The 23,858-nt window shown below is 65.2% G+C and carries 22 protein-coding genes; 14 read left to right on the top strand and 8 right to left on the bottom strand.

Annotated elements, in window-relative coordinates; genetic code table 11:
* Positions 1 to 165 precede the first annotated feature (165 nt).
* From GGI48_RS03455 to mnmH, 3 genes are read left to right on the top strand one after another with little or no spacing between them, the layout of a single operon-like run.
* A complete protein-coding gene (locus tag GGI48_RS03455) occupies positions 166 to 531 on the top strand; it encodes a DUF4440 domain-containing protein (protein ID WP_047303466.1) in 366 nt (121 codons plus the stop codon).
* 43 nt (positions 532 to 574) lie between these two features.
* A complete protein-coding gene (selD, locus tag GGI48_RS03450) occupies positions 575 to 1,609 on the top strand; it encodes a selenide, water dikinase SelD (RefSeq protein WP_179596980.1) in 1,035 nt (344 codons plus the stop codon).
* The gene (gene mnmH / locus GGI48_RS03445) at positions 1,609 to 2,712 is read left to right on the top strand and encodes a tRNA 2-selenouridine(34) synthase MnmH (protein WP_179596978.1); all 1,104 of its coding nucleotides are present in this window, start codon (positions 1,609 to 1,611) and stop codon (positions 2,710 to 2,712) included. The genes selD and mnmH overlap by 1 nt, the downstream gene beginning before the upstream one ends.
* Positions 2,713 to 2,764: 52 nt before the next feature.
* Here mnmH and GGI48_RS03440 read toward each other — a convergent pair whose 3' ends face one another.
* The 3 genes from GGI48_RS03440 to GGI48_RS03430 form a co-directional block, all read right to left on the bottom strand.
* Positions 2,765 to 3,106 carry a DUF3077 domain-containing protein gene (locus GGI48_RS03440; protein ID WP_016964563.1) on the bottom strand — a complete coding sequence of 114 codons (342 nt, stop codon included), beginning with the start codon at positions 3,104 to 3,106 and terminating at the stop codon, positions 2,765 to 2,767.
* A 228-nt stretch (positions 3,107 to 3,334) separates the two neighbouring features.
* The gene (locus tag GGI48_RS03435; RefSeq protein ID WP_179596976.1) at positions 3,335 to 4,390 is read right to left on the bottom strand and encodes a permease; all 1,056 of its coding nucleotides are present in this window, start codon (positions 4,388 to 4,390) and stop codon (positions 3,335 to 3,337) included.
* A gap of 254 nt (positions 4,391 to 4,644) precedes the next feature.
* A complete protein-coding gene (locus GGI48_RS03430; protein ID WP_179596974.1) occupies positions 4,645 to 5,301 on the bottom strand; it encodes a histidine phosphatase family protein in 657 nt (218 codons plus the stop codon).
* 175 nt (positions 5,302 to 5,476) lie between these two features.
* On the opposite strand from GGI48_RS03430, the gene GGI48_RS03425 reads away from it, so the two are divergent.
* The 7 genes from GGI48_RS03425 to GGI48_RS03395 all read left to right on the top strand — a co-directional run bounded on the left by GGI48_RS03425 (position 5,477) and on the right by GGI48_RS03395 (position 14,027).
* Positions 5,477 to 6,181, top strand: coding sequence for a glutathione binding-like protein (locus tag GGI48_RS03425; protein WP_179596972.1), 705 nt, complete (start codon positions 5,477 to 5,479; stop codon positions 6,179 to 6,181).
* 924 nt (positions 6,182 to 7,105) lie between these two features.
* Positions 7,106 to 8,008, top strand: coding sequence for a PhzF family phenazine biosynthesis protein (locus GGI48_RS03420; protein WP_179596970.1), 903 nt, complete (start codon positions 7,106 to 7,108; stop codon positions 8,006 to 8,008).
* On the top strand, positions 8,005 to 8,601 hold the full coding sequence (locus tag GGI48_RS03415; protein ID WP_179596968.1) for a hypothetical protein: 597 nt from the start codon (positions 8,005 to 8,007) through the stop codon (positions 8,599 to 8,601). Before GGI48_RS03420 ends, GGI48_RS03415 begins: the two co-directional genes overlap by 4 nt.
* Before the next feature lie 272 nt (positions 8,602 to 8,873).
* Complete coding sequence (gene hemB / locus GGI48_RS03410) at positions 8,874 to 9,848, top strand: porphobilinogen synthase (RefSeq protein ID WP_047303488.1); 975 nt, start codon at positions 8,874 to 8,876, stop codon at positions 9,846 to 9,848.
* A 111-nt stretch (positions 9,849 to 9,959) separates the two neighbouring features.
* Positions 9,960 to 10,481, top strand: coding sequence for a sigma-70 family RNA polymerase sigma factor (locus GGI48_RS03405; RefSeq protein ID WP_016962996.1), 522 nt, complete (start codon positions 9,960 to 9,962; stop codon positions 10,479 to 10,481).
* Positions 10,478 to 11,449: a FecR domain-containing protein gene (locus tag GGI48_RS03400; RefSeq protein WP_179596967.1), complete on the top strand. Its 972-nt coding sequence runs from the start codon at positions 10,478 to 10,480 to the stop codon at positions 11,447 to 11,449. Before GGI48_RS03405 ends, GGI48_RS03400 begins: the two co-directional genes overlap by 4 nt.
* A gap of 103 nt (positions 11,450 to 11,552) precedes the next feature.
* Positions 11,553 to 14,027 carry a TonB-dependent siderophore receptor gene (locus GGI48_RS03395; RefSeq protein WP_179596966.1) on the top strand — a complete coding sequence of 825 codons (2,475 nt, stop codon included), beginning with the start codon at positions 11,553 to 11,555 and terminating at the stop codon, positions 14,025 to 14,027.
* Positions 14,028 to 14,188: 161 nt separating this feature from the next.
* Here the strand turns inward: GGI48_RS03395 and GGI48_RS03390 are convergent, their stop codons facing one another.
* Together GGI48_RS03390 and GGI48_RS03385 are read right to left on the bottom strand one after the other, a co-directional pair.
* Entirely contained in the window at positions 14,189 to 15,739 is a 1,551-nt protein-coding gene (locus tag GGI48_RS03390) for an FAD-dependent oxidoreductase (protein WP_179596965.1), read from the bottom strand.
* 63 nt (positions 15,740 to 15,802) lie between these two features.
* The gene (locus tag GGI48_RS03385) at positions 15,803 to 16,417 is read right to left on the bottom strand and encodes a LysE family translocator (protein ID WP_016962992.1); all 615 of its coding nucleotides are present in this window, start codon (positions 16,415 to 16,417) and stop codon (positions 15,803 to 15,805) included.
* A 303-nt stretch (positions 16,418 to 16,720) separates the two neighbouring features.
* Between GGI48_RS03385 and GGI48_RS03380 the strand changes: the two genes are divergently transcribed.
* On the top strand, positions 16,721 to 17,812 hold the full coding sequence (locus tag GGI48_RS03380) for a DUF1615 domain-containing protein (RefSeq protein ID WP_179596964.1): 1,092 nt from the start codon (positions 16,721 to 16,723) through the stop codon (positions 17,810 to 17,812).
* 304 nt (positions 17,813 to 18,116) lie between these two features.
* Here GGI48_RS03380 and GGI48_RS03375 read toward each other — a convergent pair whose 3' ends face one another.
* On the bottom strand, positions 18,117 to 18,257 hold the full coding sequence (locus GGI48_RS03375) for a hypothetical protein (RefSeq protein ID WP_161799165.1): 141 nt from the start codon (positions 18,255 to 18,257) through the stop codon (positions 18,117 to 18,119).
* 41 nt (positions 18,258 to 18,298) lie between these two features.
* Here GGI48_RS03375 and GGI48_RS03370 point away from each other — a divergent pair, with 41 nt between their 5' ends.
* Positions 18,299 to 18,892 carry an ATP phosphoribosyltransferase regulatory subunit gene (locus tag GGI48_RS03370; protein ID WP_179601908.1) on the top strand — a complete coding sequence of 198 codons (594 nt, stop codon included), beginning with the start codon at positions 18,299 to 18,301 and terminating at the stop codon, positions 18,890 to 18,892.
* A 44-nt stretch (positions 18,893 to 18,936) separates the two neighbouring features.
* Here GGI48_RS03370 and GGI48_RS03365 read toward each other — a convergent pair whose 3' ends face one another.
* Positions 18,937 to 19,734 carry a DUF4349 domain-containing protein gene (locus GGI48_RS03365; protein WP_179596963.1) on the bottom strand — a complete coding sequence of 266 codons (798 nt, stop codon included), beginning with the start codon at positions 19,732 to 19,734 and terminating at the stop codon, positions 18,937 to 18,939.
* A 197-nt stretch (positions 19,735 to 19,931) separates the two neighbouring features.
* On the opposite strand from GGI48_RS03365, the gene GGI48_RS03360 reads away from it, so the two are divergent.
* Entirely contained in the window at positions 19,932 to 20,351 is a 420-nt protein-coding gene (locus tag GGI48_RS03360) for a PaaI family thioesterase (RefSeq protein ID WP_179596962.1), read from the top strand.
* A gap of 124 nt (positions 20,352 to 20,475) precedes the next feature.
* Here the strand turns inward: GGI48_RS03360 and rtcR are convergent, their stop codons facing one another.
* A complete protein-coding gene (gene rtcR / locus GGI48_RS03355) occupies positions 20,476 to 22,068 on the bottom strand; it encodes an RNA repair transcriptional activator RtcR (protein WP_179596961.1) in 1,593 nt (530 codons plus the stop codon).
* Between the two features lie 204 nt (positions 22,069 to 22,272).
* On the opposite strand from rtcR, the gene GGI48_RS03350 reads away from it, so the two are divergent.
* Positions 22,273 to 23,823, top strand: a complete 1,551-nt coding sequence (locus GGI48_RS03350) for a vWA domain-containing protein (RefSeq protein ID WP_179596960.1) — start codon at positions 22,273 to 22,275, stop codon at positions 23,821 to 23,823.
* The last annotated feature ends 35 nt before the right edge of the window (positions 23,824 to 23,858 follow it).

Genomic DNA, 23,858 nt, shown 5'->3' with positions numbered 1-23,858 from the left:
GCTTTTGTGGGTATGAGGACAAGCGTGCCCGGGCAGGGCGCTGCAAGCCTAACCAAAGTCCGGCGCATTTGCTTGGTGCAAGCGCTACCGCAGGTGTCCGGTCTTGAGAGGCTGGGCGCGGATGCTAGAGTGCGCCACTGATCCGCCGCCGCCTCGGGAGTGACCATGGAATTGTCCGACCACCTGTTGATGCTCGAACGCCAACTGCAACAAGCCGAAGTGCGCGCCGATCGCCAGGCGCTGGAGGCCTTGCTGGCCGATGATTTTCTCGAATTCGGCGCCAGCGGCGGACGTTGGAACAAGGCCCAGGTGCTGCACAGCCTGCCGCAGCAGGACTTCATCGAACGGCGCATCAGCGAGTTTGCGTTGCAGCGCCTGGCGGCCGATCTGGCCCAGGTTACCTACCTGTGCCATAACGCCGCAGCCGGTGGACGGGCGGCCAGCAGTGCCTGGCGCAGTTCGCTGTGGCGCTGCCGCGAAGGGCGCTGGCAGATGCTGTTCCATCAGGGCACGCCGCGGCCCAGTGCCTGAGGGCTCTGCTAGAATCCCGGTCCCAGACTTGACGAGGTGCCCCATGAGCGAGCCGATTCGCCTGACCCAGTACAGCCACGGAGCCGGCTGCGGCTGCAAGATTTCCCCCCAGGTGCTGGAGGTGATTCTGGCCGGCAGCGGGGCGCAGAACCTCGATCCCAAGCTGTGGGTCGGCAACGCCTCGCGCGATGACGCGGCGGTCTACGCCATCGACGAAGAACGCGGCGTAGTCTCCACCACCGACTTTTTCATGCCCATCGTCGACGACCCCTTCGACTTCGGGCGCATCGCCGCCACCAACGCCATCAGCGACATCTACGCCATGGGCGGCGACCCGCTGATGGCGATCGCCATTCTCGGCTGGCCGGTGAACGTGTTGGCCCCGGAAATCGCCCGGGAAGTGATCCGCGGCGGCCGCGCCGTATGCGACGCGGCGGGCATTCCCCTGGCCGGCGGCCACTCCATCGACGCACCGGAGCCGATCTTCGGTCTGGCGGTCACCGGGCTGGTAGAAAAACGCTTCATGAAGCGCAACGACACCGCGACCGCCGGCTGCCTGCTGTACCTGACCAAGCCCCTGGGGATCGGCGTGCTCACCACCGCCGAGAAAAAGGGCAAGCTGCGCGACGCCGACATCGGCCTGGCCCGCGACTGGATGTGCACCCTGAACAAGCCCGGCGCGCGTTTCGGCAAGCTCGAAGGGGTGACCGCGATGACCGACGTCACCGGTTTCGGCCTGCTCGGGCACCTGGTGGAAATGGCCGACGGCAGCGGCCTGACCGCGCAGATCCACTACGACCGCGTACCTCGTTTGCCGGGGGTCGAGTACTACCTGGACCAGGGCTGCGTGCCCGGCGGCACCTTGCGCAACTACAGCAGCTACGCCGAGAAGATCGGCCGGGTCCAGGAGCTGCACAAACGCGTGCTCTGCGATCCACAGACCAGTGGCGGCCTGCTGGTGGCGGTGACCCCGCAAGGCAATGCCGAGTTCCTCGCCCTGGCGGCGGAGCTGGGCCTGGAACTGGCGCCCATCGGCGAGCTGGTGGAGCGACAGAGCCACGCGGTCGAGGTGTTCTGATGCCTCTGGACTGCACCGACTACCGCGACATATTCCTCAACGACCGGCCGATGATGGACACCCGGGCGCCGATCGAATTCACCAAGGGCGCCTTTCCCGGGGTGCTCAACCTGCCGCTGATGACCGACCTGGAACGCCAGCGTGTCGGCACCTGCTACAAGCAGCAGGGGCAGCAGGCGGCCATCGTGCTTGGGCATCAACTGGTGTCCGGGGACATCAAGGCCCAGCGCATCCAGGCCTGGGCCGATTTCGCCCGGGCTCACCCCGACGGCCTGCTGTACTGCTTCCGTGGCGGCCTGCGCTCGCAGATCGTCCAGCAATGGCTCAAGGACGAAGCGGGCATTGACTACCCGCGGGTTGGCGGCGGCTACAAGGCCATGCGTACCTTCCTGCTGGACACCACCGAACAGGCCCTGCAGCAGTGCGATTTTGTCCTGTTGGGGGGCATGACCGGCACCGGCAAGACCGAAGTGCTGGGCCAACTGGACAACGCCCTGGACCTGGAAGGCCACGCCAACCACCGCGGCTCCAGTTTCGGCCGGCGCGCCACCGGGCAGCCGAGCAACATCGACTTCGAAAACCGTCTGGCGGTGGACCTGCTGAAAAAGCGTGAGCGCGGCGTGCAGAGCTTTGTCCTGGAAGACGAAAATCGCATGATCGGCAGCTGCGCCTTGCCGCTGTCGCTGTACCAGAGCATGCAGGGCCTGCCCATGGTCTGGCTGGAAGACCGCCTCGACAGCCGGGTGCAGCGCATCCTCGACGATTACGTGGTCAACCTCAGCGCCGAGTTCGTGGCCGTGCATGGCGAGGAAGGTTTTGCCCTGTTTGCCGAACGCCTGCTGGAAAGCCTGAACAAGATCCACAAGCGCCTCGGTGGCGAGCGTCACCAGCGCCTGTTGCTGCTGATGGAAGCCGCCCTGGCGGAACAGGCCCGCAGCGGCGACGTCGAACTGCACCGAGCCTGGATCGAAGGCTTGCTGGGCGAATACTACGACCCGATGTACACCTTCCAGCGCGAGAGTAAGGGCGCGCGGATCGAGTTCAGCGGCGAGCACGGCGCCGTGCTCGATTACCTGCGCCAGCGCCAGCCGCCATCGCGCTAGCGCTCAAAAAAACGCGCGCTCGCAACACCTGAGCGCGCGGTGTGCGCGGGCGTCAGCCGGCAGGGCGTGGACGGTCGAGCAAGGCCTCGACCACGGCCCGGGCCATTTCCACGGAATGCACCATGGACCAGATCAGGCCGCGTTCGATACCGCTGGCGCGCTCGGTGATTTCATCGGACACCTCCTCGGCGCATTTGAGCAGCAGGGCGACGTGCCTCAGGGCCTCTTCGGCGCTGACCCCGGCTTGCACGCTGAACAGGGTATTGCCCTGGGCATCGCGCAGGCCGAACGGGCGTGCCTGGGTCGGTTTCAGCGCGCTGAGCAGGTTGGCGTTGGCGCGATCCAGCTCGGGATCGCGCAGTGGGCGGGGTGGATCGGGGACGAGCTTTTTCATAAGGGTACCTACGCGTTAAGGGCGATGTACCTTTGACTCTTCCAGACTTCCACATCCGGGTCGCTGATTGTGCAGCGGCTCAGGGAGGCTGCCTGACGAAAACCAAGGGCGCAAGCCGCTTAAAGGCGTTGGCGATTCTCTCGGACAAGCCTTACAAAACAAAGCGAAAACTCTGGTTTCGGGAGCGTCATTCCCTGACCAATGTGTTTCAAGACAATAAACCGGGCTCTACAACAACACCGTACCAATCAACCCGCAGACAATCCCCACCAGCATGGTCAGCACGGCCACGGTCACCAGCACCCGGGCATCGAAGTCTTTGCGCAGCATCAGCAGCGACGGCAGGCTGATGCTCGGCAGGGTCATCAGCAGGGCCACTGCCGGCCCAGTGCCCAGGCCCAGGGTCATCATGGTCTGGACGATGGGAATCTCCGCTGCTGTGGGAATCACGAACAGGGTCCCGGCAATCGCCAGCGGCACCAGCCACCACAGGCTGTCACCCATGGCGCCGTCGATATGCGGGAACAGCCAGACCCGCGCCGCGCCCAGCACCAGTGCCGCCAGCACGTAGATCGGAATGGTGCTCCAGAACAATTGCCACAGGGTCTTGCCCCAGCGCAGCAGGAACGGCTGGTCGTTCACCGTGCTGGCTTCCACCACCGCATCCACTGCGGCTTCCGGCAGTTGCTCGGGGCCGGCGACCCGTTGCGCCACCAGGGACACGCCCAGCACCAGGACAATCCCCGCCACCAGGCGCAGGGCGGAAAAGCCCCAGCCCAGGACAAAGCCCATGAACACCAGAGTCGCCGGGTTGAGCACCGGGTTGGCGATCCAGAACGCCAGGGCCGCGCCCACCGAGACCTTCTGCCGCCGCAGACCCGCAGCCACCGGCGCGGCGCAGCAGGAACACATCATGCCCGGCAGGGCGAACAGCCCACCGCGCAGGGTCGAGCCGAAACCGGCGCGGCCGAACAGGCGCAGCAGCCAGTCCCGGGGAATCAATACCTGCAGCAGGGAACCCAAGATCACCGCCAGCACCGCGGCTTTCCAGATGGCCAGGAAGTACACCTGGGAATAGGCCAGGGCGGCGCTCCAGGGCGAGCTTTGCTGATCGTTGAGGATCGACGCGCCGATGCTGTGGCTGTCGGCGGCGACAAAGGCCTTGAGGTAGTAGGGCGACCACTTCACGTAATACAGGCCGATGGCGGCCACGAGCAGGAACAGCAGGGGTTTGCACCAGAACGCCCAGCCGCGGGTGGGCTGGGTGGAGGCGAGGTTGGACATGAAAGGTATTCCGCACGAAGACAATAAGCGCGAATTGTAGCCGCTGGCGCCGGCGCGCCGCGAACCGATCTCGTCCGGCATTGGACTGTAGCCGCTGCCGAGCGTCAGCGAGGCTGCGCAAAGGGCCGCAGGACCTTGCCTGGCGATCTCCTGTCGAACGCGCAGCAACCTAAAGATCGTGGCGTCTCCTGCGGAGCCGTTCGCAGCCTGCGGCAGCGGCTACAGGGACGGAGGCCGCCTGTAGTCCGGAACCATCAGCTCGGGCAATCCTGCTCGCCACCGTCCAGGCCCTGCTTGTAGCTCTGGCTGTGCAGGCTGGCCTTGCCGTTGCGCCAGGTCAGGGTCAGCACGTACAGCGAGTCGAAGTCGCTGGAGGCCCAGTCCTCGGTGATCGGGCGTGTTTCGCCCACGGCCTCTTCGGCGACCTTGTTGATCAGCTCCGGCAGGTAGCCGTGGGACCAGGCGGTGTAGATGGTCGCGTTGTGGTAGCGGTCGTGCAGCAGCTCGTCCGCCAGGTCGCTGGTGTCATTGGCGGCAAAATCGATGTTCACCGGCAGGCCGAGCTTGATGGCGCTAGGGCTGATGGTCATCAAGGGGCGGATGTAGCTGTAGGAGTTGTCCAGCTCGCCTTCCTCGACATTGCGCGTGGGGTCGGCGGCGAACACGTACTGCGCCTTGCCGAATTTTTCCGGCAGCAGCGAGGCCAGGTCGATGGCCCGGTTCAGCCCCTGGCAGTTGAGCTGGCCGAGGCCGCCTGCAGGTTTTTCGGCATGGCGCAGGAACACCATGGTCTGGGTGCCGTCCACCGGTTGTGCACGGCTGGCACTGGATTCCAGGGACAAGGCGCTGCCCAGCAACAGGGCCGGTAGCAGCAGGTAGGCGCGGTTCTTGAGATGGCGTAACAGGGGCATGGCGAGCTTCTTCAGCGCAAGGGTGAAGGCAGTGCTTCTGAGTCCTTGGACGGCGTTTGGTTCGATGCAGCGCCAGACTAACCACGGTGTGTTGCCGATTTAAGAAAACCCGGCGGATAATCCTCGACCGTTGCCTTGTGTGGCGCCCCCCTTTGACTGTCATTGGAAGCCTGTCATGACCGATCTTTCCGCTTTTGCCGTTACCCAGAAATGGCCTGCGCAATTTCCCGAATGGATTCAGCTGTATTCGTTGCCGACGCCCAACGGGGTCAAGGTCTCGATCATGCTCGAAGAGATCGGCCTGCCTTATGAAGCGCACCGGGTCAGCTTCGAGACTCAGGATCAGATGACCCCGGAGTTCCTCAGCGTCAGCCCGAACAACAAGATCCCGGCGATTCTCGATCCCCATGGTCCTGGCGACCAGCCGCTGGCGTTGTTCGAATCGGGGGCGATCCTGATTTACCTGGCGGACAAGAGCGGGCAACTGCTGGCCCAGGAGTCGGCGGCGCGTTATGAAACCCTCCAGTGGCTGATGTTCCAGATGGGCGGTATCGGGCCGATGTTCGGGCAGGTGGGGTTCTTCCACAAATTCGCCGGCAAGGACTACGAGGACAAGCGGCCGCTGGAGCGTTATGTGAACGAGGCCAAGCGCTTGCTGGGGGTGTTGGACAAGCACCTGGAGGGGCGCGAGTGGATCATGGGTGAGCGCTACACCATTGCCGATATTGCGACCTTTCCGTGGATTCGGAATTTGGTCGGGTTTTATGAGGCGGGTGGGTTGGTGGGGTTTGATAGCTTCCCGCAGGTGCAGCGGGTGCTGGCCAAGTTTGTGGCGCGGCCGGCGGTGATCCGTGGGTTGGAGATTCCCAAGGTGGTTTGAGGTGTTTTTTTTAGGGGTGGGGCGCGAAGGGGGGTACATATCCGTTGCTGCGGTCACGGCCACTTAGGGTTTCGCCCTTACGGCGAGTCACTTTTACCAAACGCCGTAAAAGTAACCAAAAGGGCTTGCCCCTCCATACGGCCCCTCGCTAGGGCTCGGGGTGCCCTCTCTCCGGCATTGCTCCGGGGGCCCGCCGCCAACCGGCCATCCATGGCCGGGTGGCGGCTAGCTCGGCATCCATGCCGAGCTGCCCCCTACGCAATGCCTACGCTCGGCCTGCTGGGAAGGGGCCTGAAGATCAAGATCAAGATCAAAAGCCAAAGCCAAGCTGCGCAGGCTGGTTCCTTGTAGCCGCTGCCGAAGGCTGCGAACGAGCGCTTGCGCTCGCAAAACTAGGCGGCGCGATATGTCAGGAATATCGGGGAGGCAGGTTTAGCGTCTCCTGCGGAGCCGTTCGCAGCCTGCGGCAGCGGCTACACGTAACGCTAACGGCAATGAAACAGGTCGGCCGGTAGGCCGCCGTCAGATTTTGCCTTTGCTGTTGATCTTGCTTTTGATCTTCCTGCCCCTTTAGACACGATGGCCGAACGCAGGTATTGAGCCGTGGGTAACCCGGCAGGACGCCGGGTTAGCCGCACTGGGCCAGGGATGGCCCATTGCGGCGGCCCACGGATCAATGCCGGAGTGAGGGCATGCCGAGCCTAGGCGAGGCACCGAGTGGAGGGGCAGAAGCGTTTTGCTCACTTTTGCGCTTTTCAAAAGTGAGTCGCTGTAAGAGCGAAACCATAAGCAGCCCTGACCGCAGCAACGGATATGTACTCCATCCCACTCGCTGTAAGAGCGAAACCGCCAACCGTCACACCCGCAGCAACGAATATGTACACTTCACCCCCCAGCCCCCCACCGACCCCAGGCTCCCTCTAAATGCCCGCCCTGAACTTCAAACAAATCGACGTCTTCAGCGCCACCCCCTTCAAGGGCAACCCCCTGGCCGTGGTGTTCAACGCCGACGACCTCAGCGAAGAACGCATGGCCACCTTCGCCACCTGGACCAACCTCAGCGAAACCACCTTCCTCCTCAAGCCCCGCGACCCCCGGGCCGACTATCGCTTGCGGATCTTCACCACCACCCAGGAGCTACCGTTCGCCGGTCACCCGACCCTGGGCAGTTGCCACGCCTGGCTCGAAGCCGGTGGCGTGCCTCAGGGCGAGGAGATCATTCAGGAGTGCGAGGTGGGCCTGGTGCGCATCCGCCGTCAGGGCAATCAGCTGGCCTTTCTCGCGCCGCCGCTGCTCAAGTCCGGCCCGGTGGAGCCCGAGGTGCTGGAGCAGGTGCGCCGTGGTCTGCGCCTGGCGCCCGGGGACATCGTGCAGGCGCAGTGGGTCGACAACGGCGCCGGCTGGCTGGCGGTGATGCTCGGCGAACGCCAGCAGGTGCTGGACCTGCAACCGGACTACCCGGAGTTGGTCGGTCTGGCGGTCGGGGTGATCGCGCCCTGTGACCCCGAGCGCGATGACAGCGACGCGCAGTTCGAGGTGCGGGCCTTTATCGCCGGTGATGGCATGCCCGAGGACCCGGCCACCGGCAGCCTCAACGCCGGCCTCGCCCAGTGGCTGCTGGGCGCCGGGCTGGCACCGGCTCGCTACCGCGTCAGCCAGGGCCTGAGCATGGGCCGGGCAGGGCGGATTGACGTGGAACAGATCGGCGATGAAATCTGGATCGGCGGCACGGCGCGCACCTGCATTGAGGGACACCTGAGACTTCTCCAAACCAGTGAGCAAGCGTGTGAGAACGCACCTTCGCCCACTGATCCGAGGCACCCATGAACGCGCTGAGCCCTGGCGATTTTGCAGGCCCCGGCACGCACAAGCCGGCACGGCTCCGGTGCACCTGGGCCCAGGTTGGGTCCTGCAAGGGCTGGCTGCTGCGGGCCGGCCTGGTGGGTTTGCTGGCCCTTGATCCCCTGCTTTGCAGCGCAGAAACCACGGCGGTCAAACAACAGCCCGGCCCGGCAACCTTGCCCGGCAAGACACCGCGCAGCGATTCCGCGGCATCCGCCAGCGTGACGGCCACGCCAGGGGACCAGGGCGTGGCGCTGAATGCCACGTGCAACCTGCCGCTCAAGCCATCCGCCGGCAAGGTCGTGGAAATCTATTGGACCCAGGGCCCGGAGAATCGTCGCGTTGTGGGCCGCGAGGCTGACCATTACGTCGATCTCAATCTGATCGTTCGAACCGTGGGTTACCCGCCTGGCGAGTGCATCGAAGCGACGATTCAGTCCGAAAAGGCTGCCGATGAAGTTGCCGACAGAATCAAGAAAATCGTGCTCAGGGGAAAGATTGACGACGGCGGCATGGCCTACTTCAAAACGCCTCTGAAGGACTACACCCTCAATTTGCAGGGCAGCGAGCCGCCGTAGTGTGCGCCGCCGTGCGAGAACCAAGCGCCGCTGCAAGATTTGTTGCGCGCCGGTTTTCAATGGCGGCTGCTGCTGTTGCGTCAGATGGTCGCAGGCTGGCCGCGTCGAGGGGCCGACACCCCCCTGAATCGCGGGGCCTGGCGGGCATTGTTACGGCTTCGGCAAGGCTCTGTTGAGCCGTGCGGGTTTGTACCCTGGCGGCTCTGGGCATAAGCTTTCAGCCTTTTTTCGCCATCGCTCGTGTTATCCCGCGCTCAGCCTTAGGAAAAATCATGTCCAGCCAGTTCCCAGAAGCCCGTCCCCGCCGCCTGCGTCGCTCCGAACAACTGCGCAGTCTGTTCCAGGAAACCGAATTCACCCTCAACGACCTGGTGCTGCCGATTTTCGTCGAGGAAGAAATCGACGATTTCGTGCCGATCAAGAGCATGCCCGGGGTGATGCGCATTCCCGAATCCAAGCTGGCCGGGGAGATCGAGCGCTACGCCCGCGCCGGGATCAAGTCGGTGATGACTTTCGGCGTGTCTCACCACCTGGACTGCGATGGCAGCGATACCTGGAAGGAAAACGGCCTGGTGTCGCGCATGTCGCGCATTGCCAAGGACGCGGTGCCGGAAATGATCGTGATGTCCGACACCTGCTTCTGCGAATACACCGAGCACGGCCACTGTGGCGTGATGCACGGCCATGAAGTGGACAACGACCAGACCCTGATCAACCTCGGCAAGCAGGCGGTGGCCGCGGCCCGTGCCGGCGCCGACGTGATCGCGCCGTCGGCGGCCATGGACGGTCAGGTCCAGGCCATCCGCCGGGCCCTGGACGCCGCCGGTTTTACCCAGACGCCGATCATGGCCTATTCCACCAAGTTCGCTTCGGCGCTCTACGGCCCGTTCCGCGAGGCCGGCGGCAGTGCGCTCAAGGGCGACCGCAAGAGCTACCAGATGAACCCGATGAACCGCCGCGAAGCGGTGCGCGAGTCCCTGCTGGACGAGCAGGAAGGCGCCGACTCGCTGATGGTCAAGCCCGCCGGGGCCTACCTGGACATCATCCGCGACATCCGCGAGGCCTCGCGGTTGCCGGTGGCGGCGTATCAGGTCAGCGGCGAGTACGCGATGATCAAGTTCGGCGCCCAGGCCGGGGCCATCGACGAGCAGCGGGTGGTGCGCGAAACCCTGGGCTCGATCAAGCGCGCCGGTGCTGACCTGATCTTCACCTACTTCGCCATGGACCTGGCCCTGGCCGGGATCTGACCCGGCCCCCGCCGTACCGCCACGAACGTCGTCCGGCGTTCGTGGCTCTTGCCAAGACTTCCGCCTCTACATGACAATGCGATTCATTATCAAATATGAATCCTTATTGTCATGCCCGCCGACGACTTATCCCTGCGCTGTGCCGTCACCGATCTGTACACCCATCACCACGGCTGGCTGCAGGGCTGGTTGCGCCAGCGCCTGGGCAACACCTTCGATGCCGCCGATCTGGCCCAGGATACTTTCGTGCGGGTGCTCAAGGCGCGCAATGCCCTGGAGATCCGCGAGCCGCGGCCCTACCTGTCGCGCATTGCCCGGGGCCTGCTGATCGATCTGTTTCGCCGCCGCTCCCTGGAGCAGGCGTACCTGGAGGCCCTGGCCCTGGTGCCCGAGGGCGAGCATCCGTCGCCGGAGGAGCAGAACCTGATGCTCCAGGCGCTGTTGGAAGTTGATCGCCTGCTGGACGGCCTGGGGGCCAGGGTCAAGCAGGCTTTCCTGCTGTCCCAGTGCGATGGCCTGACCTACGAGCAAATCGCCGAACGCCTGCAGATCTCGGTGCGCAGCGTCAACAACTACATGGCCAAGGCCATGGAGCATTGCTGCCTGATGCAGATGCGGATGCAGTTGTCATGAGTTTTGCCAAGCTGCAACTGAGCGTGGGCGAGCGCCAGGCCATCAGCGGCGCGGCGCGCTGGTATGCGCAGTTGCGCTCCGGCACAGCGAGCGAACAGGAACAGGCAGCCTGGCGCGAATGGCTGGCCGCCGACCCCTTGCATCGCCAGGCCTGGGAACGCATGCAGCAACTGGGCGAGCAGATGTCGGCCTTGCCTGGTGGCCTGGCCGGTTCCACCTTGCGCGGGGCCGGGCGCTCGCGCCGTGAGCTGATGCGCAACCTGATGGTACTGGCCTCGGCCGGCTCCCTCGGCTGGCTGGGCTGGCGCAGCGACAGCGCCCAGCAACTGCTGGCGGACTATCGAACCCAGGTCGGCGAACGCCGCGAAGTGCGCCTGGCGGACGGCAGTGCATTGCTGCTCAACACCGACACCTCGGTAAATGTCACTTTCGACGCTCAGCAGCGCCGGTTGCAGTTGCTCTGGGGCGAGATGCTGGTGAGCGCTGGCGTTGATGCGCTGCGCAGGCCATTGCGGGTCATCACGCGCCACGGTGAGGTCCAGGCCCAGAGCGCGCGTTTCGTGTTGCGCAGCGAGGAACACGAGGATCAGGTGGCGGTGCTGGAGCAGGGCGTGCAGGTCAGCCTGGGTAATGGGGCGCTGGTGCGTCGGGTCGAAGCCGGGCAGCAACTGGCCTTCAACACCCGGAGTTTCGCCGCGCTGCAACCCAACGACGCTTCAGTAGGCGCCTGGCGCCAGGGCAGCATCATCGCCCTCGACCGACCCTTGGGGGACTTGCTGGCGGACCTGTCGCGCTATCGCCGCGGTGTGGTGCAGTGCGATCCGCAGATTGCCGGCCTGAAGATTTCCGGGGCCTTTCCCATCGATGACACCGATCGCGCCCTGGCGGCGCTTGAGAGCGGTTTCTCGCTGCGCATCGAGCGCTACACCCGCTATTGGGTGCGGGTGTCCCAGCGCCGCGTCGGCTGAAACCAAATGGTAAAAATAATTATTCCGGTCTTTGCACTTTTGCCCATTCTGATCCGGCTCATCCCCCAGTGGATTCATTTTCAAGATCGGGGGAAGGCAAAGCATGTCTGAAGTTCACAAGTCGAAGTTGGCCCAGGCCATCAAGCTCGGGCTCTGGGGCGCGCTGGCGGTGTATGGCGCGGCGCTGCTGCCGTTGACCGCGGTGGCGGCCAGCGAACAGACGGCGGTGCGCCGCTTCGACATTGCCGGCGGTGACCTGACCGAGGTGCTGAGCCGTTACGCCAGCGCAGCCGGCGCGGCCATTTCCTTCGATGCCCGGCAGACCGCCGGCCTGCGTTCGGCGGGGCTCAAGGGTGAATACGGGGTACAGGAAGGCTTTGCGCGGATTCTTGCCGGCAGCGGCTGGCAGGCCGAGCCGCAAAGCAATGGCAGCTATGTGCTGCGCCCCGTGCCCCAGGGCAGCGGCGCTCTGGAGCTGGGCGCCACCCAGGTGCAGGGCCAGGAGCTGGGGGCCACCACCGAGTATTCCGGTTCCTACACCACCGGCGCGGTGACCATCGGCAAGGGCCAGCACTCGTTGAAGGAAACCCCGCAGTCGGTGACCGTGATCACCCGCAAGATGCTCGATGACCAGAACCTCAACACCATCGACCAGGTGATGGAAAAGACCCCGGGCATCACCCTCTACGACTCGCCCATGGGCGGCAAGTATTTCTACTCCCGGGGTTTTCGCATGACCGGCCAGTACCAGTACGACGGCGTGCCCCTGGACATGGGCAGCAGCTACGTGCAGGCCGACAGCTTCAGCAGCGACATGGCCTTCTATGACCGGGTGGAGATCCTGCGCGGCGCCGCCGGCATGCTCAAGGGCGCGGGCGGCACCGCCGGCTCGGTGAACTTCGTGCGCAAGCGCGGCCAGGCCACGCCCCACACCGAACTGACGATGTCCGCCGGCAGCTGGGACAACTACCGGGCCCAGGTGGACACCGGCGGGCCGTTGAACGATGCCGGCACCGTCCGCGGCCGGGCGGTGGTGACTCAGCAGACCCGGCAGTACTTCTACGACCTGGGGGAGCGCAAGGATCAGGTCTACTACGGCGCCCTGGATTTCGACCTCAGTGATGACACCACCCTGGGCCTGGGCATGGCCTATGAAGATGTTGATTCGCGCCCGTGCTGGGGCGGCCTGCCGCGCTACAGCGACGGCAGCGACCTCAAGCTCGGCCGTTCCACCTGCCTGAACACCGCCTGGAACAACTCGCGCAGCAAGCGCGCGACCTATTTCGCCGACCTGCGCCAGCAGCTCAACGATGACTGGGCGCTGAAGGTGGCCGGGGTCTACAGCCGCAACACCCAGGACGTCGAGTACGCCTTCCCCAGCGGTTCGGTGCCGGTGGGTGCCAGCCGCTCCAGCACCCTGATGCTGGGCAGCATCTATGACTACGATCAGGTGGACTACGGCTTCGACGCCTATGTCGACGGCCACTTCCAGGCCTTTGGCCAGGAGCACGAACTGATATTCGGCGCCAACGCCAGCCGTTCGATCAAGGACGACTTCTACGCCGTGACCGGCTTGCCGCAGCGGCAGAACGTGCTGGACCCCGATCACCACCTGCCCAAGCCCGATGCCAGCTACTACGAAAGCAACTCCACCCGGGGCGGCCCATCCGATCTGCGGATCCAGCAGCAAGGGCTGTATTCCACCCTGCGCCTGAAACTCGCCGACCCGCTGACCCTGGTCATGGGCAGCCGGGTCAGTTGGTACAAGTCGCAGAACGATTCCGTGGCCTACTGGCGCGATACCCGCACCCCCAGCAGTGCCCGTTCCAAGGAAACCGGCGAGGTCACGCCGTTCGCCGGGGTGCTGTACGACCTCAACGACAACCTCACGGCCTATGCCAGCTACTCCAGCATCTTCACCCCCCAGGGCAGCTATCGGACCCTGGACGGTGCGTCTCTCAAGCCGCTGGTGGGCAAGAGCTATGAGCTGGGGATCAAGGGCGAGTGGTTCGACGGCCGCCTGAACAGCGCCTTCAGCCTGTTCCGCACCCTTCAGGAGGATGCGCAGCAGGACAACCCGGTCTGCCCGGACAGCACCTGCTCGCTGAACTCGGGCAAGGTCCGCGCCCAGGGCGTTGAAGCCGAAGTCAGCGGCGAGGTGATCGAACGCCTGCAACTGCTGGCCGGCTACACCTACACCCAGACCAAGATCCTGGAAGATGCCGACAGCCACAACGACGGTTTGGCGTACAACAGCTATGTGCCGCGACACCTGCTGCGGGTCTGGGGCGATTACCAGTTGGGCGGTGCCCTGGAGCGCTTCAATGTGGGGGCTGGGGTCAACGCCCAGAGCGACAACTACCGGGTCTCGCCCACCAGCGGCAAGCACATCAGCCAGGCCGGCTATGCGATCTGGAACGGGCGCATCGGCTATCGCATCGACGACACCTGGTCCCTGGCGCTCAACGGCAACAACCTGCTGGACAAGCGCTACTACACCACCATCGGCACTGAAGGCTTCGGCAACTTCTACGGCGATCCGCGCAACTTCACCCTGTCGGTCAAGGCCGAATTCTAAGGGCCCTGGCGTTCGCGCAGGCTTTCTGCGCGAACGCTTCAGCCGTGGGCGGCGCGGCGTCGAGCGCAGCCCTGACGCGGCGCAACCGCGGCTAGGGGGCCGGCGCCCATGCACGTGCAACCCGATGCCCGGCCCCGGCTGCGCAGTGCGCCGAGCGCGGATCAGCGCGGTTTGACGGCGGCCGGGCTGTTCTGCGGGGAGATCTCGCGCTCGCGGAAATAGCGCTCCAGCACCCGCGGATCGGCCGAACGTTCGGCCAGGGCCACGTAGGTGTCCGGGCGCAGCAGGTACAGGGCGTTGCGCGCCAGCCCCGCGCGGGCGTGGGCCGAGCGCCAGTCGAAGATCCGCAACGGCACCCGGTGTTCGGCGCACCAGTCCTGCACCGCGTTGCTGGTGACGCCATAGACGTGCACCTGCCAGCCCAGATAATCGAGGCTGTCGAAGTTGTCATGCTCGCCGTCGCGGACCCAGGGCAGGCGGTCGCCGCCGTGCACCGGGCCAACGCCGCCGGCGCTCAGGGGCATGCCCCGGTAGTTGAGGGTGATCTGCGACACGGTGCGAAAGAGAAATTCCCGGGCACTGTCGAAGGCGGCGATTTTCGGCAGCAGCAGGGGCGCCAGGCGGGTGCGTACCAGGTAGGCGACCGGGCCGTCGGCGGTGGCGAAGCTGAACACCCGGTCGGTGGTGGCCACCAGGCGCCGGGCAAACTCCATGCGTTCGATTTCATAGCTGTCCAGCAGGCTTTCGGCGCTCTTGCCGCTGAGCACCGCCGCCAGTTTCCAGGCCAGGTTGATGGCGTCGCCGATCCCGGTGTTCATGCCCTGGCCGCCGGCGGGGCTGTGCACGTGGGCGGCATCCCCCAGGAGAAACACCCGGCCCAGGCGAAACTGCTCGGCCACCCGGTGGTGCACCTTGTAGGTGGAGAACCAGTTGACTTGGGTGACGTTGACCTTGAGCTGATGCATGGCGCGCTGGCTGACGTCTTCGAAACGCAGGTTTTCCGGGTGCTCGGCGCGCTCGTCACGCACGGTGCCGATCAGGCGCGCACGGCCGCTGTGGGCCAGGGGAAATACCGCAAGAAAGTCGGCGTCGTCCAGGTCCACGTGCAATTGACCGTCGATGCTCGGGCCGTCGGCCTCGACATCGGCGACGTAGAACACCTGCTGGTAGGTGCCACCGGGGAACCCCGTGCCCAGGGTCTTGCGCACCGTGGAGCGGGCGCCGTCGCAGCCGGCCAGGTAGAAGGCCTGGCAGTGTTCCTCGCGGCCGTCGGGGCCACGCAGGCGGGCGTTGATCAGGTGGCCGTGGTCGGTGAAGGCCAGCAGTTCGGTGCCCCGCTCGATGCGCACGCCCAGCAGTTCCAGGCGCTCGATCAGCAGTTGCTCGTGCTCGTCCTGGGGAAAGATCTGCAGGAAGGGGTAGGGCGTCAGGTCTTCGCCGATGGCGTTGAACGGCAGTTGCGCGGCCCGCTCGCCGCGGACCCAGAGGTTGACCGCCGGCACGTGGTGGCCGCGTTCGACGATGGCCTGGGTCAGGTCCAGCTGGCGGTACAGCTCCAGGGTCCGGGCCTGTACCGCCAGGGCCCGGGAAGTGCTGCCCGGGCCCGAGGTCTTGTCGATGATCCGTACCTTGACCCCCTGCTGGCGCAGCCATAGCGCCAGCACCAGGCCGGTGGGGCCGGCGCCGATGATCAGTACGTCGCTGCAGTTCATGTGTTTGCCCTCGTTAGGAGATCAACGTCATGCCTCTGGCTGCGGGCGGCGCCTGCCGCGGGGTCAACGCTGGGCGAAGGCCAGGTTCAGGCCCAGTCCCGCAAAGCTCGCGGCAAAGCTGCGGCGCAACCAGTTCTGCACCTTGGGCGACTCGATCACCGCAGTGCGGAACAGATTGGCCAGCAGGCCGTAGAGCACGAACACGAAGAAGGTCATGGCCATGAACACGCCGCTCAAGAGCAGCATCTGCGGGATCGGGTCGCTGCCGTCATGGGCGATGAACTGGGGCAGGAAGGCCAGGAAGAAAATGGTCAGCTTGGGGTTGAGGATATTCAGCAGGCAGGCCTTGAGCATCAGCGCGCCGGCGCCGTGGCTCACCGTGTTGCTGTCCACCGCAAAGGCCGAGCGATCACGCCAGGTGGCATAGGCCAGGTACAGCAGGTAGGCGACCCCGGCGAACTTCAGGCCCTGGAAGGCCAGGGCGCTGGTGTGCAGGATCGCCGACAGGCCGAGGATCGAGGCCAGCAGGTGGGGGACGATCCCGGCGGTGCAGCCGATGGCGGTGAACAGGCTGGCGCGCTTGCCGGCCACCAGGGCGGTGGAAATGGTCAGGATCACGCCGCTGCCGGGAATCAGCACGACGATCAGACTGGTGAGCAGAAAATCCAGGGTCAGCATCCGGGTGTCACTCCATTGAGGGCGGGGTCATCAAAGTACACCCAGCCACACCGTCAATAGAAGGATTTTAGTCTGTAGCCGCTGCTGAGCCTGCGAAGCTGCGCGAAGGTCCGCAGGACCTTGCCTGGCAATCCCCAGCCAAACCGCTATCGATCCTGAGAACCCTGCGTCCCTACGGGCCGTTCGCAGCCTGCGGCAGCGGCTACAGGGGCGTGGCGGGAACAGCGCTGGCATTCCTTGGTCGAACGCCTCGTGCCGCTGCTTTACTTGCACAGTCCTCGCACAGCCATCTCGCGGAGTCCCATGATTTCCCACCGTCTTCTCAGTTGCCTCCTGGGCCTGTCGCTGCTGGCCGGTTGCGCCAGCCCGCGCGGTCCCCAGGCGCCGACGCTGACCCCGGAGCAGACCCAGGCGCGGATCCTGCGCCTGCTGCCAGCCCAGGTCAGCGACCGCCCGGGCTGGGCCCGGGATATCCAGGTGGCCTTCAGCGCCCAGGGCCTTGAGCCGAGCCAGAGCAACCTGTGCGCGGTGCTGGCGGTGACCGAACAGGAATCCACGTTCCAGGTCGACCCGACAGTGCCAGGCCTGGGGCGCATTGCCCGGGAAGAGATCGACCGCCGCGCGGCCAAGGTGCATGTACCGGCGCTGCTGGTGAGTGCCGCTCTGCAAGTGCGCGGCCCGGACGGCCAGTCCTACAGCCAGCGTCTGGCCAAGGCCCGCAGCGAGAAGGAATTGAGCGCGATCTTCGATGACTTCATCGGCATGGTGCCCCTGGGCCAGACCCTGTTTGGCGGCTTCAACCCGGTGCATACCGGCGGGCCGATGCAGGTCAGCATCGAGTTTGCCCAGCAGCATGCCCAGGGCTATCCCTACCCGGTGCAGGGCACCATTCGCCATGAAGTCTTCAGTCGCCGTGGCGGCCTGTACTTCGGCATAGCCCACCTGTTGGGCTATCCGGTGGACTACCCGCAGCCCCTGTACCGTTTTGCCGACTTCAACGCCGGCTGGTACGCCAGCCGCAACGCTGCCTTCCAGGCTGCGGTCAGCCGCTTCAGTGGGATCAAGCTGGCGCTGGATGGCGACCTGATCCGCTACGACTCGCTCCTGCCTGGCAGCACCGAACTGGCGGTGCGCAGCCTGGGCAAACAGCTGGGGCTGCGCAACCCGCAGATCCGCGCCCAACTGGAAAAGGGCGACAGCCAGGCCTTTGCACAGACCGAGCTGTACCGCCAGGTGTTTGCCCTGGCCGATCGAGCGGCGGGCCGGCCCGTGCCGCGCCAGCAACTGCCGGGCATCGAACTCAAGAGCCCGAAGATCACCCGCCAACTGACCACCGCCTGGTTCGCCAAACGCGTGGACGAGCGCTACCAGCGCTGCCTGCAACGGCCGCTGTAACCCCAAGGGCCTGCCCGTTGTAGGAGCTGGCTGGCCAGCGAAGGCGTCCGTCAGGGCGATGCAAGGCTTGCGGCCTTGTTCGCCGGCAAGCCGGCTCCTACGGTTGGGCGCTGAGGTGTACCTGCCTGCCGTAGGAACTGGCTTGCCAGCGAAGACGCCCTTGAGAGCGCAGCAGGACTCACAGGCCTCTTCGCCGGCGAGTGCCGGATGATTGAGCCGCTTGTCAGGCACTTGGGCCGCGTGGCAGGATGCGCCATGAATTTTTTCCGCCTCGACTCCCGCCTTCATCACCATCGACCTCATTTCAGGGGCCGTGGTCGCTTGTGCGCGTCGAGCCGTCAGTTATCGAGAGAACGCGATCACTGACCGTCGATGAAAAAAAACCAAAGGCGCCCTGCAAGGCGCCTTTTTTATTGCCTGTCAAAAACCAAGAGGAAACACCCATGACCATGCTCCGTGGCACTCGAATGATCACCGGCCCGCAAGCTGCCGCCCTGCGCACCCTGGAAGGACGCTTCCGGAGCTGGCTTCATCGAAGCGGGTGCTGAAGAAGTCATAGTCCCGGCGCTGTGGGGCCAGGACACCTTTATCGAAAAGGCCGGCGGCAGTGAAGTCATCGGCCAGATGTGGGCCTTCAACGACAAGGCCGGACGGCCCTGCTGCCTGATTCCGGAAGCCACTGCGTTGTTTCAGGAAACCGCCCGCGAACTGCTGGCGGGGCGCGAACAGGCGGCGTTCTTCTATGTTGCCCGCTGCTATCGCTACGAGCGCCCGCAAGCCGGGCGGTATCGAGAATTCACCCAGTTGGGCCTGGAGATACTGGGGCCCGAACCCTTGCAGGCACTGGAGCGCGCGCGGGAACTGTGCGTTGGCTTTCTGGATGCCCTGGGCCTGGAGTACGAGCTCAACCTCGGGGTCAAGCGCGGCCTGACCTACTACCTCAATGGCGAAGGTTTCGAGGTGCGTTGCCCGCAGTTGGGCGCGCAACAGCAAGTGGTGGGTGCCGGCGCCTACCGTGAAGGTGCCGGCTTCGGCATTGGCCTGGAGCGCCTGCAACTGGCGCTGCAACCCCAGCCGTAGGCGCTGGCTTGCCAGCGAAGGCGCCCGCAAGGGCGCTGCAAAACTCAGGGGCGGCGACGCACGAACTTGCGCCATAGCCAGACCCACAGCAGTGCCAGCGGGAAGGCCAGGATCACGAAGGGCAGGGCCTGGCTGCCTTTCTCCAGGGCTGCGGCAGTGCCCTCGGCCAGGTTGTCCGGCAGGTCGCGCAGGGCGCGCTTGAGGCTTGAACCGCGTTCTGCGCCGTCACTGGGCAGGAAGTTCAGGGTCAGGCGGTTGGTGTCCAGGCGACGCTGGTGTCCGGCAGCTGTCTGGGCCAGGGCCTGCAGGTCATTCTCGATGCCTGCCTGCTCCTTGCTCAGGGCGATCAGGTCGCTGACGCCGATGTCCTTGCGCGCCGCCAGTTCATCCAGGCGCTGTTGCTGGGCCTTGAGTCGCTGTTGCTGGCGTTGCACATCGGCCACGGCGTCGGCCAGGTCTTCGGCGCTGGTGACCCGCTCGCCCAGTTCGGCCCCTTCGGACGCCTGCTTGACGATGGGTTCGACACCGTCCGGGGCGATTCGCAACACCACCCGAGCGCGGTACTTGCTCTGTTCCAGAAGCAGGATGTTGCAGGGGCCGAACTGGGCTTTTTCGCAGGACTCGCGGGTTTGTTCCAGGTGCGGGCCGATCTGTTCGGCGGGCAGGGACAGGGTCAGTTCGTGTTCGTAGGCCAGCAGGGCGCCAGCCTTGCCCTGGGCGCCGCCGAGGGCCACCGCGGAGCTGTTGTGATCACTGGGGGAGCAGGCGCTGAGGGCCAGGGCGCCCAGCAGGGCAAAGGCCAGTCGGCGGGGGATGGAAGGGTGATCGTCCTGATGTTGCATGGGGGCTCCTTGAGTACCTGAAACTGCGGCTAGGGCGCAGGTGCGCATCTTACTGCTGTTCCCAGGATCACCACGATCGCGGCGCAACTTATTTTCGCCAATTTGCCTGGCTGATGCTCATAGGCATCGTGGTCAATCAGGGCTACACCTGTCGTCCTGGGCAACCCTCTGTCACCCAGCGGTTCAAGGAGAGCCTCATGAGCCAATCGGACATCCCCCAGGGCTTCAGTCCCTTGCCCCGCAGCAGCCCGCTGCTGGAGCTGATCGGCCCGGTCTATGGGCGTGGCAGTGGCCGTGAACTGTGCCTCGGCCTGCGCGCCGACACCCGCCACGCCAACGGCCGGGGTACGGTGCATGGCGGCATCATCGCCACCCTGGCGGACATCGGCATGGGCTACGCCATGGCGTTCTCCAGCGAGCCGCCGTTGCCGCTGATCACCGCCAGCATGACCCTCGACTACCTGGGTGCGGTGCAGGTCGGGGAATGGATCGAGGTGCGTCTGGAGCATGCCAAGCGCGGCCGGCAGATGGCCTTTGCCACCGTGGTGCTGCGAGTCGGCGAGCGTGAAGTGGCCCGGGCCAGTGGCGTCTTCGCCGTCCCAACCGCAGCCCTGTAGCCGCTGCTGAGCCTGCGAAGCTGCGCGAAGGTCCGCAGGACCTTGCCTGGCAATCGCCAGCCAAACCTCTATCGATCTTGAGCACCCTGGGTCCCTACGGGCCGTGCGCAGCCTGCGGCAGCGGCTACAGTTGCTTCCAATCCAGGCCGAAGCGCGCCAGGTATTTGCGCAGGCGGTCGGCGTCGTTGGGGTTGGCCTTGCCCAGGCGTGACACGCCGAACAGCCTGCGCCCGGCGTCCGACAGGCTGTCGGCGCGACGGCATTCGGCAATCACCGCCTTGAGCTGCAGACGGTCGAACAGGTCCAGCTCTACCTCGTCGCCCAACAGTTGCTGCAGTTCATCCTCGGCGTTTTCCAGGCCCCAGGCGTGGCGCAGGCGCTGGATTTCCTCCTCGACCTGGGCCTGGTCGATGCGTCCGCTGTCGGCCAGGGTGGCCATGCGGGTGATGGAGGCCGACAGCTCGCGGAAGTTGCCCAGCCACGCCGCTTCGCTGGAGCTGGCAAAGGCCAGGTAGCGGCGCCGCGCCTCCAGGTTGAAACGCACCAGTTGCCCTTGCTCCCGGGCGTGACGCTCCAGTTCGAAGTCGATGTTCGGCTCGATGTCCTCGCGGCGTCCCGCCAGTCCCGGCAGGTTGAAGGTCCAGAGGTTGATCCGCGCATACAGGTCTTCGCGGAACAGGCCCTGGGCCACCCGGCCGCGCAGGTCGCGGTGGGTGCCGGCGATGATCAGGAAGTCACTCTCCACTTCCTGGTCCGCGCCCATGGGGAAGAAGCGTTTTTCCTCGATGGCCTTGAGCAGCATCGCCTGTTCGTCCAGTCCCAGTTCGCCGATCTCATCAAGAAACAGCATGCCGCTATGGGCCGCCCGCAGCAGGCCCTCGCGGGCGTTCTGGGCGCCGGTGAAGGCGCCCTTGATATGGCCGAACAGCGCCGACATCGCGCCGTCGCCGCGCAGGGTGGCGCAGTTGACCTCGACAAAGCGTCCCTGCACCTGGTGCCGGCCGCGCTTGAGTTCATAGATGCGCCGGGCCAGGAACGACTTGCCGGCACCGGTGGGGCCGATCAGCAGCATCGGCGCCTTGGAGCGCACAGCGACCCGCTCGATCTGCTCGATGGAGCGGTTGAACGCCGGGTTGCGAGTGGCGATCCCGGACTTGAGGAAGGCCAGGCCTTCCAGGCGCTTGTGGGCAAAACGCGAGGCGATGCGGTCGTAGCGCGACAGGTCGAGGTCGATCAAGGCATGGGTGCCGGTGGCGTGTTCGCTGGGGTCGCGGCGCCGGGCCGGCGAGGTCTGGATCAGTCGGGCCGGGAGGTAGCGCGCCTCGGTCAGCAGGAACCAGCAGATCTGCGCCACGTGGGTGCCGGTGGTGATGTGCACCAGGTAGTCCTCGCGCTCGGTATCGAACGGGTAGGCGCTGGTGAAGTCGTGCAGGGCGGCGTACACCTCCTCGAAATCCCAGGGGTTGTTCAGGCCCATGGGGTGCAGGCGCACTTCGGTTTCCGGCGACACCTGGCGCACATCGTTGGCCACCCGTTCGGCCAGGCTGATATCCCGGGCGTCCAGGCCGTGGATCAGTTCCAGGCGGTTGATCAGCACATCCTGCTGCTGGCACAGGCCGACCGTGGGCCGCCAATGGCTCCAGCGATTGGCGCCCTTGCCGACGCGATCGAGGGTGGAACCGACAAAACCGATGGCGACCGTGGGCTTGCTCGACATGTTTATACCTGAAGATAAAAAGCGATAAGCAAAGATATAAAATTATCGAGGCGTTTGTCTTGTTGAATGCTCAGTGAAAAATTGAATAAAAATAAAAACGTTATAAATCAATAAGTTAAAAAATAATTTGCCGGAAAAACAAAACCTGGCACAGCGGCTGCACTGTATCTGGCAACGAACGAGACAACAGAGCGAGACGCCAAGATGGCCAACTTCCAGCTGTTCAACACCCAACAGGCAAAAGCGCCAGTGAGCACCACCCTGAACGCTTCCAAGGCCGGGGCTTATGCCTACAACGCCAAGCATCGCCTGGCCCAGCTGGCGGTCACCGGTTGCCTGAACTCGACCTTCTACACCTCGCCTGAAGGTCAACTGGACGCGGTGCTGCAACTGGTGAGCCAGCTGGACAGCCGCTTCGTCGCCCAGGCCGCCCGTTACGCTCGGCAGCAAGGCCATATGAAGGACATGCCGGCGCTGCTGCTGGCGGCGCTGACCGCACAACGCTCGGCCCTGGTGCCGGAGCTGTTCGCCCAGGTGGTGGACAACGGCAAGATGCTGCGCAACTTCGTGCAGATCCTGCGCAGCGGCGTGACCGGGCGCAAATCCCTGGGGTCGCAGCCCAAGCGCCTGGTGCAGAACTGGTTGAACAGCGCCAGTGAGCGTCAGCTGTTGCAGGCCTCGATCGGCACCAAGCCGTCCCTGGGGGACGTGCTGAAGATGGTTCACCCCAAGCCAAGTGAAGCCTGGCGCGAAGCCTTCTTCGCCTGGGTGATCGGCAAGCCGGTGGATGTGCAGGCGCTGCCTGAGCTGACCCGCGAGCTGCTGGCGTTTCGCAGCGGGGCGACAACCCTGGTGCCGCAGGTGCCGTTCCAGTTGCTCGGCAACGAGACGCTGAGCGCCGAACAATGGGCGGCGCAGGCCCGCAACATGGGTTGGCAGGGGCTGCGCATGAACCTCAACACCCTGGCCCGCCACGGCGCGTTCCAGGTGCCGGGTTGCAGCGAGTACGTGGCGGCGCGGTTGGCGGATGCGGGGGAGGTGGCCAAGGCCCGGGTCTATCCGTACCAGTTGCTGGCGGCCTACCGCATGGCTGGCGAGGACGTGCCGCAGTTGGTCCGCGAGGCGCTGCAGGATGCCCTGGAGCTGTCCCTGGCCAACGTCCCGGCGCTGGCGGGCCACGTGGTGGTGTGCCCGGATGTCTCGGGCTCGATGCACAGCCCGGTCACCGGCTATCGCCAGGGCGCCACCACCGCGGTGCGTTGCATCGATGTGGCGGCACTGGTGGCGGCCGCGGTGTTGCGCAAGCAGCCGGCGGCGCGGGTCATGCCGTTCGAGCGGGGGGTGGTGAACATTCACCTCAACCCGCGGGACAGCGTGATGAGCAATGCGCAGAAGCTGGCGAACATCGGCGGAGGCGGGACCAACTGCTCGGCGCCCCTGGCACAGCTGGCCAACGCCAAGAGCCGCGTGGACACCCTGATCCTGGTCTCGGATAACGAGTCGTGGATCGATGCGCGGCGCCACGGCGCCACGGAAACCATGCGCCAGTGGGAGCGGATCCGGGCCATCAACCCGCAGGCGAAGCTGGTGTGCATCGATATGCAACCCGGCGCCACGACCCAGGCGCCAGACCGCGAGGACATCCTCAACGTCGGCGGCTTCAGTGACGCGGTGTTCGATGTGATCGAGCAGTTCACCGCGGGCAACTACGGTGCGCAGCACTGGGTCAAGGCGATCGAGGCGATGCCGCTCTGATCGCTGGAACATGAGATAAACCGTGCGCCGGCCAG

It is taken from the genome of Pseudomonas protegens (assembly GCF_013407925.2).
In the GTDB taxonomy this organism is placed as follows: Bacteria; Pseudomonadota; Gammaproteobacteria; order Pseudomonadales; family Pseudomonadaceae; genus Aquipseudomonas; species Aquipseudomonas fluorescens_AP.
Note: the sequence above shows the minus strand (reverse complement) of the source record. Positions and strands in the feature narration are given on the sequence as shown.